This window comes from Rhizobium sp. Root274, assembly GCF_001429245.1.
Lineage (GTDB): Bacteria > Pseudomonadota > Alphaproteobacteria > Rhizobiales > Rhizobiaceae > Allorhizobium.
Window position 1 is genome coordinate 1,167,031 of sequence record NZ_LMJE01000001.1, and the last position, 12,888, is coordinate 1,179,918.

The 12,888-nt window shown below is 59.7% G+C and carries 15 protein-coding genes; 6 read left to right on the forward strand and 9 right to left on the reverse strand.

Translation table 11 applies throughout. From position 1 onward, the window contains the following. Positions 1-185 precede the first annotated feature (185 nt). The 6 genes from motA to ASE36_RS05860 all read left to right on the forward strand — a co-directional run bounded on the left by motA (position 186) and on the right by ASE36_RS05860 (position 5,496). Complete coding sequence (motA, locus tag ASE36_RS05835; protein WP_062276420.1) at positions 186-1,061, forward strand: flagellar motor stator protein MotA; 876 nt, start codon at positions 186-188, stop codon at positions 1,059-1,061. After that, entirely contained in the window at positions 1,058-2,011 is a 954-nt protein-coding gene (locus tag ASE36_RS05840) for a FliM/FliN family flagellar motor switch protein (protein WP_062276422.1), read from the forward strand. The genes motA and ASE36_RS05840 overlap by 4 nt, the downstream gene beginning before the upstream one ends. A gap of 61 nt (positions 2,012-2,072) precedes the next feature. Beyond that, positions 2,073-2,723: a flagellar motor switch protein FliN gene (gene fliN, locus ASE36_RS05845; RefSeq protein WP_062276425.1), complete on the forward strand. Its 651-nt coding sequence runs from the start codon at positions 2,073-2,075 to the stop codon at positions 2,721-2,723. Between the two features lie 28 nt (positions 2,724-2,751). Then, a complete protein-coding gene (gene fliG, locus ASE36_RS05850) occupies positions 2,752-3,789 on the forward strand; it encodes a flagellar motor switch protein FliG (protein ID WP_062276426.1) in 1,038 nt (345 codons plus the stop codon). Between the two features lie 181 nt (positions 3,790-3,970). Then, positions 3,971-5,050, forward strand: coding sequence for a flagellar biosynthesis protein FlhB (gene flhB / locus ASE36_RS05855; protein ID WP_062276428.1), 1,080 nt, complete (start codon positions 3,971-3,973; stop codon positions 5,048-5,050). A gap of 5 nt (positions 5,051-5,055) precedes the next feature. After that, complete coding sequence (locus ASE36_RS05860; RefSeq protein WP_062276430.1) at positions 5,056-5,496, forward strand: hypothetical protein; 441 nt, start codon at positions 5,056-5,058, stop codon at positions 5,494-5,496. A gap of 7 nt (positions 5,497-5,503) precedes the next feature. On the opposite strand, the gene visR is transcribed toward ASE36_RS05860, so the two are convergent. The 9 genes from visR to ASE36_RS05905 form a co-directional block, all read right to left on the reverse strand. Then, on the reverse strand, positions 5,504-6,253 hold the full coding sequence (visR, locus tag ASE36_RS05865; protein WP_082510850.1) for a transcriptional regulator VisR: 750 nt from the start codon (positions 6,251-6,253) through the stop codon (positions 5,504-5,506). 10 nt (positions 6,254-6,263) lie between these two features. Next, positions 6,264-7,067: a transcriptional regulator VisN gene (gene visN, locus ASE36_RS05870; RefSeq protein WP_244474667.1), complete on the reverse strand. Its 804-nt coding sequence runs from the start codon at positions 7,065-7,067 to the stop codon at positions 6,264-6,266. A gap of 210 nt (positions 7,068-7,277) precedes the next feature. Then, complete coding sequence (gene fliF / locus ASE36_RS05875) at positions 7,278-8,972, reverse strand: flagellar basal-body MS-ring/collar protein FliF (protein WP_062276431.1); 1,695 nt, start codon at positions 8,970-8,972, stop codon at positions 7,278-7,280. A gap of 154 nt (positions 8,973-9,126) precedes the next feature. Beyond that, positions 9,127-9,516: a chemotaxis protein CheT gene (gene cheT, locus ASE36_RS05880; RefSeq protein WP_062276433.1), complete on the reverse strand. Its 390-nt coding sequence runs from the start codon at positions 9,514-9,516 to the stop codon at positions 9,127-9,129. 13 nt (positions 9,517-9,529) lie between these two features. Next, the gene (cheD, locus tag ASE36_RS05885) at positions 9,530-10,084 is read right to left on the reverse strand and encodes a chemoreceptor glutamine deamidase CheD (RefSeq protein ID WP_062276436.1); all 555 of its coding nucleotides are present in this window, start codon (positions 10,082-10,084) and stop codon (positions 9,530-9,532) included. After that, a complete protein-coding gene (locus tag ASE36_RS05890) occupies positions 10,081-10,470 on the reverse strand; it encodes a response regulator (RefSeq protein ID WP_006726293.1) in 390 nt (129 codons plus the stop codon). Before ASE36_RS05890 ends, cheD begins: the two co-directional genes overlap by 4 nt. Continuing rightward, a complete protein-coding gene (cheB, locus tag ASE36_RS05895) occupies positions 10,470-11,519 on the reverse strand; it encodes a protein-glutamate O-methylesterase CheB (protein WP_062276438.1) in 1,050 nt (349 codons plus the stop codon). Before cheB ends, ASE36_RS05890 begins: the two co-directional genes overlap by 1 nt. Next, a complete protein-coding gene (cheR, locus tag ASE36_RS05900; protein WP_062276439.1) occupies positions 11,519-12,421 on the reverse strand; it encodes a protein-glutamate O-methyltransferase CheR in 903 nt (300 codons plus the stop codon). Before cheR ends, cheB begins: the two co-directional genes overlap by 1 nt. Then, on the reverse strand, positions 12,418-12,885 hold the full coding sequence (locus ASE36_RS05905) for a chemotaxis protein CheW (protein ID WP_062276441.1): 468 nt from the start codon (positions 12,883-12,885) through the stop codon (positions 12,418-12,420). Before ASE36_RS05905 ends, cheR begins: the two co-directional genes overlap by 4 nt. Positions 12,886-12,888: the final 3 nt, after the last annotated feature.

Here is a 12,888-nt window from a genome sequence, read left to right on the forward strand (position 1 = left end):
TATTTAACGCAGACTGGCTACGCTAGCTCACGCTCTTCTGAGCCAAAAGCCTTGCGCGAAACTGTTGAGCGGAAGCTGCAATCAGAGGCTGGCGCTGCGGCCCAAAAATGGGGCCGTGATTCAGCCTCACGCAAGGCACGAGACGTATCGCTTACCGTGAAATGTAACGTTCAGGTGCGGGCAAAATGAATCTCATCATCGGATTTGTAATAACGGTAGGCTGCGTCCTCGGCGGCTTCATGGCGATGGGTGGACACCTCAACGTGCTCATTCAGCCGTTCGAGTTGATGATCATCGGCGGTGCCGGCGTGGGTGGCTTTATCATGGCCAACCCGATGAAGGTCATCAAGGACACGGGCAAGGCCATCGGTGAGGCCTTCAAGCACTCGGTGCCGACGGAGCGTGCCTATCTCGACGTACTGGGCGTTCTCTATTCGCTGATGCGCGACCTGCGCACCAAGTCGCGCAACGAGATCGAAGCCCATATCGACAATCCGGAAGAATCCTCGATCTTCACCGCCGCGCCGAACCTCCTGAAGAATAAGGAACTGACCTCGTTCATCTGTGACTACGTCCGCCTGATCATCATCGGCAATGCCCGCAGCCACGAGATCGAAGCGTTGATGGACGAGGAAATCGACACCATCCTCTACGACAAGATGAAGCCTTATCATGCGATGACGGCGATGGGGGACAGCTTCCCGGCCATCGGTATCGTCGCGGCCGTTCTCGGGGTTATCAAGGCGATGAGCAAGATCAACGAGTCGCCGGAAGTTCTCGGTGGTCTGATCGGCGCCGCTCTCGTCGGCACCATGCTTGGCATCTTTCTGTCCTATTGCCTCTGCAACCCCTTGATCGCCCAGATCAAGACCGTCCGTACCAAGCAGCACCGCCTGTACATCATCGTGAAACAGACGCTGCTCGCCTACATGAACGGATCGGTTCCGCAGGTGGCTCTCGAATATGGCCGCAAGACCATCTCTTCCTACGAACGTCCGTCGATCGACGCCGTTGAACAGGAAATGATGAACCCCGGCGGCGGTGAAAGCAAGGCGGCATGATCATGAGCGACGCAGGCACTCAGACACCTCCGCAAATGGACCGGGCGCTCCTTGCCATGCTGACCGGCGGGCTTGGCGACGCAAAGACACTGCAGAAGCTCTGCACCGAGTTCGGCCAACTCTACTCCGAGTTTCTTCCGGACGTCTTCCACAGCGAGACCGGTCTTTCGATGCTGGTCCATTACAATGGCCACGAAAGCGGGCTGATGACCGACCTGCTGGCCGATCTGGGCGACAATGTCGCCTTTTCGGATGGCCAGCTGCGCAATTGGTCGCCCAATTTCGTGCTCGCCTGCGGCAACAGCTTCATCATCACACTCATGGAAAATCTGCTCGGCGCCCTGCCCGAGACGATCCAGGAGCCGATCGAGCGCCCCCTGTCGCAGATCGAGCTCGATCTTTCGACCATGGTGTTCGACAAGATCGCCAATGTGCTGCGCTCCGGCGTCAATGCGGCAGGCGGATTCGAGCCGTTGCTCGAAAAGGCGCACAATGCCGAGGACCGGGCAAAGCCGGAAGAAGATCACGTCGACGAATATGCCGTGACCATCAAACTGGGCATTACCCTCGGTCCCGTCACCTCGGAATTCTATCTGGTCATCCCGCAAAAAGCCCTCCTCAAGACCGTGGTCACCATGCCGAAGTCGAAGAACCAGGCAGGGCGGTCGCGCAAGGAATGGCAGGAGCAGATCGCCGAACAGGTGCGGCGCTCACAGGTCACGCTTGAGGCGCGGGTTCGCCTGGAATCGCTGACCCTGTCGACCGTGTCGCGCCTCGTGGCAGGCGATGTCATCGCCTTCCGCGACAAGGGGGATGTCATGGTCGACGTCAGCGCGAACGGCAAGGATCTCTATCGCTGCGAATTCGGCCGGGCGGGTGACCGCTACACAGTCCGGGTCAAGGACAATGTGAGCAGTGAAGACGAGATCCTACGACATTTGATGAGCTAGACATTTATCAGGCCGCGCCGAACGGCAGCTTGAGGCAAGTTTCAAGAGGAATAATGAGTCCATGGCAACGAAAAAGACTCCACAGACGGATGCAGACGCGCTCGCGATGCCGGGCGCCAGCGACAGCGACTTCGACCAGGCGGTCGATGATCTGCGTGGCGTCCTCAAAGCAGATGCAGACGGCGGGCTTCCGGATATCGGTTCGGATTTCGGCGACTTTGGCGGGCTGAGCGACGACAAGTCGGATCCGCTCGCGGCTTTCGAATCCGACTTCGGCGGTGCGTCGGCTACCCCGGATGCCGGTTTCGGCATGGGCGACCTTGGCAGCGACATCGGCGGCAGTGATTTTGGCGGCGGCGATTTCGGTGGCGGTGACGACCTCGGTGGTTCCAGCTTCGGCGGCGACACGTCCTTTGGCAACACGGGCAGCGCGCACCAGGAACCGGGAAGCGGCCTTACGGCAAACCTCGACCTGATCATGGACATTCCGATCGATGTCCAGATTGTTCTGGGGTCCAGCCGGATGCAGGTTTCAGGTCTCATGAATCTCGAGGAAGGCGCCATTATCGCGCTGGACAAGAAGATCGGCGAGCCTGTCGAGATCATGGTGAACGGCCGGCGCATCGCGCGCGGCGAGATCACGGTTCTCGAAAACGACGATACGCGATTTGGTGTCAAGCTGATTGAAGTGATGGCGACCAAGACATCCTGACCCATGACGGGCCAGAGAGGACAAGACCATGATGGACTTTGACGATTTTGGCGGCCCCTTAACCGGAAAACCCCTCTCCCAGGCCGATAAGGCAGCCGCCGTGCTGCTTGCCATGGGAAAGGGTGTCGCCGGCAAGCTGCTCAAGTATTTTACCCAGGCCGAACTGCAGACGATCATTGCGTCTGCGCAGACGCTGCGGACCATTCCGCCGGATGAACTGACCGAACTCGTCAACGAATTCGAGGACCTCTTCACTGAGGGCGCCGGCCTGATGGACAATGCCAAGGCCATCGAGAGCATTCTCGAGGAAGGCCTGACGCCGGAGGAAGTCGACGGCCTCCTCGGTCGCCGCACCGCCTTCCAGGCATATGAGGCGTCCATTTGGGACCGGCTGCAGGACGCTGATCCCGACTTCATCGCCAAGTTCCTGATGCGCGAACACCCACAGACGGTGGCCTATATCCTCTCCATGCTGCCCTCGTCCTTCGGTGCGAAAGTGCTGCTGAAGCTGCCGGAAAGCCGGCGCGCGGACATCATGAACCGCACGGTCAATCTGAAGAATGTCAGCCCGAAGGCGGCGCAGATCATCGAGAACCGCGTGCATGACCTGATTGCCGAGATCGAAGCCGAAAAGAACTCGACGGGTTCGGCCAAGGTCGCGGAACTGATGAACGAGCTGGACAAACCCGAAGTCGACACGCTGCTGCAGTCGCTCGAGTCGATCAGCAAGGAGTCGGTCAACAAGGTGCGGCCCAAGATCTTCCTCTTCGAAGACCTGCTTGCCATGCCGCAGCGCAGCCGCGTGCTTCTGCTCAACGACATCTCAGGCGATATCCTCACCATGGCGCTTCGCGGCGCCAGTGCGGAAATCAAGGAATGCGTGCTGGCTTCGATCAGCCCGCGTTCACGCCGCATGATCGAATCGGATCTGCAGTCGGGGACCACAGGCATTAACCCGCGCGAGATTGCGATCGCGCGCCGTGCCGTGGCTCAGGAAGCGATTCGTCTCGCCAATGCCGGTCAGATCCAGCTTAAGGAAACCGAGGGCGACAATCAGGCGGCTTGACCGCCCGGCTCTGTTGAAAACCCCAGCGATCATCCGCCCGCCGATTGAACCCCGATCGGCGGGCGGTTACGTTTGGTGAAGCGGTTGAGATGACCGCCAGCCGGCGCGCCGCAGACGCGGCCGACTCGATCCTTCAGGGCGAGTGTTTCGCCAGTGCAAGCCTCCAAGGATGGCGTCGGTCATGTCCGATGAAGACGACGACAGCAAAACAGAAGACCCGACCGAAAAAAAGATGCGCGATGCGCGTGAGAAGGGCAACGTGCCCTCCTCACGAGAGTTGCCGATCTTTGCCACCGCCCTCGCCTTCTACTTCTATGCCGTCTTCTTCCTGCCGGGTGGCATGATCCGAATCAGCGAGACGCTGAAAGATATCTTTGCGCAGCCGGATCAGTGGCATATCGGCACGGCCGTGGACGTGGTGTCACTCTTTACCCATCTCGGCTGGGAGATCGGCGCCCTGCTTGCCCCGATGCTGATCATGCTCATCGTCCTCGGCGTCGGGTCGAACGTCGCGCAGCACCTTCCTGAATTCGTGCTGGAACGAATCACCCCGCAGGCGAGCCGCATTTCGCTCGCCAAGGGCTGGAGCCGCCTGTTCAGTTCGCAGGGCATGGTCGAGTTTGCGAAATCCGTCTTCAAGATCGTCGTTGTCTCAGTAGTGATGGTCTTCGCCCTGAAGGGTGAATATTTCGGCGTCATCGATACGATGTTCTCGGACCCCCAGGTCATCTTCGTCAAGTTTGCCACGATCCTGCAAAAGATGATGATCGTGATCCTGCTTGCAACGGCTTTGCTGTCGGCCATCGATGTCTTCTGGACGCGCCATCATTGGTACGAGCAGCTGCGAATGACGAAGCAGGAGATCAAGGACGAGTACAAGCAGGCGCAGGGCGATCCGGTGGTCAAAGCGCGCCAGAGATCGATTGCCCGTGACCGAGCGCGAAAGCGCATGATTTCCAACGTCCCCCGGGCGACCCTGGTGATCACCAACCCGACCCACTATGCCGTGGCCCTGCGCTATGTGCGCGAGGAAAACGAAGCGCCCGTGGTGGTCGCGAAGGGCCAAGACCTGGTCGCGCTGAAGATCCGCGAACTCGCTCGCGAGAACGACATTCCGATTTTTGAAGATCCGCCGCTTGCGCGCTCCATGTTTGCGCAAGTCTCGGTGGATAGCGTCATACCGTCGATATTTTATAAGGCGGTCGCCGAACTCGTTCATCGGGTTTACGCGTCCAAAGCCCCCAAAAGACGGATACGCTAGCCACGATGAAGAAGTGCTCCTTTACCAACCAGCGTGAACGCATCGTGGCAGAGGCAATCAGCCCCGTGGCGAGCGAATTACGCCTTCTCGATGCTGCCGACCTTATTTCTCTTCTGCGTTTTGAACTTTATGGAAATCTTGCCGATCTCGTTTCTTCGGCAGCGGAATTGTACTTCCATCCTGGCACCGTCGTTTTCGGTGCCGGCGGGGATTACCGTCTGGAATGGGGCGGCCCGCCGGAAGTCGTGCTCGACCTGGAAATCAAGCCGCGCGGCATCACGATATACTCGCAGCTGACGCTCACGGAAGAGCATGCCGGCCTCGATATCAAGCACATCGCGTTCCACGATACGTCCGGCGATCCGGATACGAACACGCGCATGCTGGAAGACCGCCTCAAGGAGGCGCGCTTCGTCAAGGGACAGGCGTCCCCGCTCTACGGATGAGGATGGATCAGGTGATGTAGCCAAGGCGTATTGCCTTGGCGATCGCCTGGATGCGGTTAACCGAATCAAGTTTGATCGTGGCCGAACCGAGATAGGCGTTGACCGTGTGGACCGAGAGGTTCAGTCGTTCGGCAATCTCTTCGCTGATGCGTCCGTCGCCGGCCAATTGAAGGCAGGCGATTTCCCGTTCGCTCAGAGTTTCCGATGGTGCGGCACGGCGCTCGTCGAGCGAGAGAATATCAGTCATGACCTTGTAGCAGCGGCTGTGTACCGCGAGGATCAACTCCCCCGGCAAATCCGCCCCGCCAATGGTTGGAAAGACGACGTAGCCATTGCCGACCGCCCCCAGGCGAACCGGGAACGCGATGCCGGAATAGGGCAGCAGTCTTGCTTCCAGTTGATGCACAAAAGGGGTGAAATCGGACGCGTCGAGAAAGCTCGTCTTTTCCTCCGCGCTCCACAGGATCGGCTGCGTGGACGTCTCGATGTGAGTAAGCAGCGTTTCGCCATATGCCTCGACGAATGCCTCGCGGCCGCTGGCCAAGCCCGGGCTCCAGTTTTCGAATTCAGGATCGAGGCGACGCTTGTGCGGCAGATTTGCGCCGGCAATGCGGAAGGCGGCAAATCCGCGGGCATTCAGCGAACGCTGCAGCGACACGAGCTTCGGAAATATGTCTGAGCGGGAGGTGACCGGCCGCTGGCCAGACCAAGTGGCATCTTCCAGGATGGATCCACCCGGCCTGCTGTTGTTGGCCATTCCGCCTCCTCTAGACGAGATTGTTTCGGACCGCATAGGCAATCGCCTCCGATCGTGTCTTCGTCGCTGTCTTGCGCATCACGCTGGTGATGTAGTTGTTGATCGTGTTGCGTGAGATCCCCAGGATCGTGGCGATCTCGTCGCTGGTTTTGCCTTCCGCGATCCAGAACAGGCATTCCAGTTCGCGGTCGGTCAACTCGAAGTCGCGCTCGCTCTTCTGGCCCTTTGTCGTGGAGAGACTGACGGCATAACCTGCCAACAGTCCCACTTCCCGCAACCGCTCCGGCGACAGCACAAAATCCTGCGGGAAAAGCAGCATGAGGGCCAGGCGCGTGCGCCCGACGTTCAGCGTGATCGAGCAATACTGACGGCTGAGACCGATCGGCACATAGATGTCGTCCGGCAGGATATTGTATTTCGGCTGAAGGACCGACAGGCACTTTTCGAGTTCCGTCGACTGGGAATAACTCGTTGCAAGCTCGCTTTCGAGCCTGCGGACCATGTCGAAGGGCCAATCGGCAGCAACAACGAAGTCCAGTCCTTCTTCCTGGACCAGATCGTAGCGCGCGAGCAGATAATTCGACGAGCCCACATACTGGCAAAGCAGCCGCAGGCAGTGGGCGATATCACCGGCGAGTGCGGGTGATGCAAGCTTGCGGATCAGGAGGTCTTTCGAGGTCGAGCCGTGCACAGACGTGCTGGAATCGGCCGTACGCGCCAGCCCTTCCGTTTGCCCCGTCGTCAGCTCGGCATCCATCCGCCCTGTCCCCTCGATGTCACTGCCGCTCGAATAGCCGCCAGCTATGCGAATCATTTCGTCCCGACTCAACGGCAGTCCCGCTCTCATCGTAACGAATCATGTTCATTCTAAAATATAAAGTGGCAAAGGTCACAAGCAGGTCCGGTATTGCGGGCCTGGTTAAAGAATGCGCCAGCGCGGTTCCCAATTCAATACGGCTCATCCCCCAGCATAACGGAAAACCGCGCCTGAAGGCGCGGTCCGTACTGATTGTCTTCTTGAATGTCAGGCGGCGTTTTCCACAGCCCATTTGCGGAGGATCTTCGCGGCGCGTTCTTCCGAGATCTCCACCATGCGCGACAGGCGCCGTTCGGGGCCTTCCTTGACCCGGCGGTTGAAGCCGCCATTCGGGTCGTCGTCCATGGACAGGAGATCGTCGGTGGAATCGAAGCCGAAGTCGGAACCGAAGCCGTCCATGAGACCGCCGGCACTGCCGCCACCGATGGCGGGCGAGAAGTCCGGCAGTTCGAGACCGGCTGCCTGTTCCCCGACACCGCCGGCCAGAGCCACATCGGTGCCACCACCACCCGCCGTGCGGATCATCGGACGGATACCCATCCAGACAATCAGGAAGGCGACGGCGACGAAGGCCAGCGAGTTGATGATGCCACCAATATTGCGGCTCAGAATTTCCATTACGCCCGGGCCGGTGGCGGAATCTTCGAGCAACTGGTTTTCAAGGAAGTCCATGGCGGTCAGGGTGACGACGTCGCCACGCGCCGTATCGAGGCCGGATGCGGAGCTGACGATCTTCTGCATTTCGGCGAGATAGGCGTCGATCTTGGCCTGGTCTACAGGCTCGCCGACCATCTTGGCGATGCGGCCACGATTGACGACCACGGCAACAGAGAGCTTTTCGACGACGTAGCTGTTCTTGACCGTCGCGACCGTCTTGCTGTTGATCTCGTAGTTGGTCTGCTCTTCCTTCTTGTCCTGCTCGTCAGAGGATTCAGGCCCACCGCCGCCGGCTTCAGGTGCGGCCTGCGGAATGTTCTGTTCCACTGTCGCTGCCGTATCCGACTGGCGCTGCAGGGACTTCTGCGCTTCCTTGGTCACACGGACCGAACGCTCAACGCGCGATTCCGGATCGTAGATCGTTTCCTGGATCTGCTGGCTGTCGGTGTTGATCTGGGCGGTGACGCTGGAGCGGAAGTTGTCCATGCCGAGGAAGGGGGCAAGCGCCTTGTCGATGTTCGTCTCAATCTCGCGCTGGACCGACTGGACGACGCCGAGCGACTTTGCAGCTTCTCCGCCGGTCTCGTCGCCGGCAGCAAGAAGCTGGCCGGTGGAATCGAGAATCGTCACGTCCTCGACGTTGAGGCCGGGGACCGATGAGGCGACCAGTTGACGGATCGAACCGGCCGCCTTGCGACCGGCATCCGAAGACGCCCGGATCATGACCGACGCCGTGGGCTTCTGTTCGCCACGGCGGAAATTGCCGACATCCGGCATGACGATGTGCACGCGGGCAGCCGCGATGCCGGCGATCTGCTGGATGGTGCGTGCGACTTCACCCTCCAGCGCGCGGACACGGGTCACTTCCTGCATGAAGGAGGTCAGGCCGAGCGAACCGACATTGTCGAAGAGCTCGTAGCCGGCATTGGCGCTGTTGGGCAGGCCGCGCTCGGCGAGGAGAAGACGCGCCTTGCCTGTCATGCCGGCGCGCACCATCACGCTCGCGCCGTCGCTACCGGTTTCAAAATCGATCCCGGATTCGGCGAGCGCAATGCTGATCTGATTCAAATCGACGGGTTCGAGGCCGACATAAAGCGTCTCGAAAGAGGGCTTGTTCACGTAAAGAGCGCCGGCAATGATGATTGCGAAGGAAACAAGGGTGACCCCGGCCATGGCCAAAAGCTTCGCCTGCCCCATCGCCGCAAAGTTTTTTGAGATCTGAAGTACTTGATTTAACAGATTCATTCTGTCTCGCACCATCAACATGAAAGGTCTGGGCGCCTTAGCCCTTGGCGAGACAATAGGAAGCGAAACTTGTGCGAACGTTTCGCGGGGCGGAAAAGCCGAATTCATTTCGGCTGTTCAGGGACGTAGGGTCGTGCCATCCGCTTGGGAATAATCAGAAAAAGTCGAAATCTCCGGCCGCCTTGACCAGCGGCTGGGAGTGGCCGTGACGCAGGCCGGCGCCGAGCGCCTTCTGCATATCGGCAAGTTTGACGAGGCTGAGGGCCGTCGTCATGTCGATCATCCAGTCATTCGGAATCGCGCCGGTAATGGTGTCGATGAACTCCGCCAGCCCGCGTGCCTTTTGGACAGCCAAGTCGATCCCCTGGAGAACCTTGATGCTGTCTGCGGACGCGAGGACGTTCGGACCGCCAAGTTCCAGCAGTTGCGGCTCCACACGCTCGATCAGATAAGCCACGTCGTGCAGCTCGCTGACGATGCGCATGAGAATTTCCGGCAGCTCCTCTTGGAAACCCTGATTGTCCGCTTTGTTTTCGTTTTGCATCCGATTTCCAGTACTAGAAGAACTCGATTGAACTTTCCACCGGCTTGGCGACAGGTACGGGGCGCTGTTCCAGAGCGACCGTCTTCTGCGTTTCCGCGCCTGTGAGCGGATACTGCCTTGCCCGACCGCTGACCGGCCAGAATTCCAGTTTCCGGCCGTGATCGCCGCCCGTTGACGAACCCACAACCTTGATACCTTCGTCGCGCAGGAACTGCTGAGCGAAGGCCGCATTCTGTTCGCCGACATTCGAGAATGTCGCAATCGTCTTGGCACCCCCGAAGATCTTCGCCTCAAGGCGGTCCCTGCGGGCACCCTGCTTCAAGAGACCGTTGATCAGAAGTTCCATCAGGTGAACGCCGTATCGGGTGGCGTCCCCGCCGCCGGCACCCGGCACTGCGGATCCCGGCAGGAGGAAGTGGTTCATGCCGCCCACACCTGCAATCGGGTCACGAATACAGGCAGCAACACACGACCCCAGGATGGTCGATAGAACCACATTCGGGTCCTTGGCCACCTTCCATTCCCCTTGAATGATATGGACGCGTTTCGCTGCCCCGTCGTCGATCATTTCAGTGCTCCGAATACAGCTTCGATCGCCGCCTTCATCTTCTCGATTGTGAAGGGCTTGGCGAGAACGTTATTGGCGCCCAACTGTGCGGCCTTCTGCACCAGGGCCCGGTCGCCCTGGGCGGTCAGGATGATGAAGGCGGCCTTCTTGGTGTTAGGATTGGTGCGCACGGCCTGCAGAAGACCCAATCCATCCATCTTCGGCATGTTGAAGTCCGAGATGACCAGATGATGGGGCTGCTGCTCCATGATCTTCATGCCCTGCTCGCCGTCACCGGCGGCAGTGATCTGCTTGAAGCCGAGCTGGGTCAGCGCGTCACTGAGGAGGAGGCGACTTGTGACCTGATCGTCGACGATCAGAACTTTGATTTTTTCGGCTAGGGACATTATTCGATACCTTCTTTTCGGGCGGCAGTGAGTTTGAGGATTTCCTCCCCAATGGAAGTCAGGGGTAGCTGGTGCTCTACGGCGCCTAATTCATGGGCGACGCGCGGCATTCCGTAGACCACACAGGTCTTTTCGTTCTGGCCGATCGTGCGTGCGCCAGCATGGCGCATCTTCAGCAGCCCAGATGCTCCGTCGCGTCCCATCCCCGTGAGGATGACGCCAACAGCGTTGCGTCCAGCGAGTTCAGCGACAGAATCGAACAGCACGTCCACCGAAGGACGATGGCCATTGACCGGTGCACGCTCGATCAGGCGGCAACACGGTGCGTTGACGTTGGACACCTGAAGGTGGCGCTCGCCGCCCGGAGCCAGATAGATCTTGCCGATCTCCAGGCGGGCACCATCCGTTGCTTCTTCGACCACAGGGGCGCAGAGGCGGTTCAGGCGCTCGGCGAAGCTCTTGGTGAAGGTCGGCGGCATATGCTGCGTGATCACCGTCGGCGGGCAATTGCGCGGGAATTTCTGCAGAACCGCGATCAGTGCTTCGACACCGCCGGTCGACGAGCCGATGGCAACGATCTTGCGGCCGACGCGGAAGTCGGCGATCGCGGCCTGCTGAACCGGCATGGCCTGCACAGGCGCATGATTGTAGCGGTGTTGAGACCGGGCGGCTGCCTTGACCTTGTCCGCGAGTTCGCCAAACGGGCGCGGCTCGCCGGGTTGCGGTTTCGCCACACAGTCGAAGGCGCCGATTTCGAGCGCTGCGAGTGTCGCCTCAGCGCCGCGATGGGTCATGGTCGAGACCATGATCACCGGCATCGGCCGAAGCTTCATGATCTTTTCGAGGAACTCGAGGCCGTTCATGTTCGGCATCTCGATGTCGAGTGTAACGACGTCGGGATTGAGCTGCTTGATGGCGGCGCGCGCCTCCATCGCGTCACCGGCCTGGCCGATGACACTGACATCCGGGTCCTGGTTCAGGACAGCCGTGATCAGTCCACGCATGGTCGGGCTGTCATCGACAACGAGAACGCGGGCAGGAGAAGCCATTACTTGCGCCCTCCCTGCTTGCCGAGATAGCGGTAGGTGGTGATGCCGATATTGTCGAAATCATTCTTTGCGTCGCCGGAGACGCGCTCCGAGTGACCGATATAGAGATGGCCGCCAACCGGCAGCAGCTCGCAGAACCGGTTCCAGATGCGCACCTGGGTGGGCTCGTCGAAATAGATCACGACGTTGCGGCAGAAGATGACGTCGAACTTGCCCTTGAACGGCCACTGGGCCATCAGGTTCAACTCGTTATAAGTGATCAGCCGCTTCAGGCGGTCATCGACCTGCCATTTGCGGCGGCCGGCGATCTCGACCTCCTTGAACCACTGCTTGCGCATGGCGGGCGATACCGTTTCCAGCGCCTGCTCGTCATACGCACCCTGGCGGGCGATTGCGAGGATCTTCGGATCGATATCGGTGGCGAGGATCTTGAAGTCGTAGTCCAGGACATTCGGAAATGCCTGAAAGACCGTGAGAGCGATCGAATAGGGCTCCTGACCGTCGGAGCTTGCAGCCGACCAGATGCGGACACGACCACCCGACTTGGCGCGCTGGATCAGACCGGGCAATACCTCGTCCCGCAGGTGTTCGAAATGGTGGTTCTCGCGGAAAAAGCGGGTGAAGTTGGTGGTCAGGTGCGACAGCATCTCGCGACGCTCGGCGGCACCTTCAGGCGAAGACACCAGCTGGCAGTAGGCGCGGAAGCCCGACAGGCCCAGATTGCGGATGTGCTTCGACAGGCGCGAATAGACCAGCGACGCCTTGGAATCATTGAGCGCGATCCCGGCATCCGAGTAGATCATTGATGCAATCTCGTTCAGATCCCGACGGGTCAGCGGGTATTCGCCGCTGGCCAGGACTTCGTCGTCGGATAGACGGGATGTGCTCATTGCGATCGTCATGCAGCCTCGCTTTCGGCGTCGTTGAACAGAGCACCAAGCTCGATCAAGCAGATCATCCGCTTGTCGATCGCAAGAATGCCGCGAGCGTATAGTCTTTCGAGGTCGGAGGAGATCTCCGGCGTCGGTTGTATGTCGTCGCCGGTCACCGTGAGGATGTCCGAGACGGCATCGACCAAAAGGCCGATGATCTTCGATTTGACCTGCGCCACGATGATGACGTGGCGCGCGGTCGGAACGGCGCACTTCATGCCCAATCTCAGCGAGAGATCGACAATCGGCAGGACCGCACCGCGCAGGTTGATCACACCCATGACGTATTGCGGCGCATGAGGCATCGGGGTGACGGGCGTCCAGCCTCTGATCTCCCTGACAGCCATGATGTTCACGCAAAATTCCTGATCGCCGACCCGGAAGGCGATGAGCTCCCGGGCCCCTTCAATCAAGTTTTTGACCGCATACGACATACG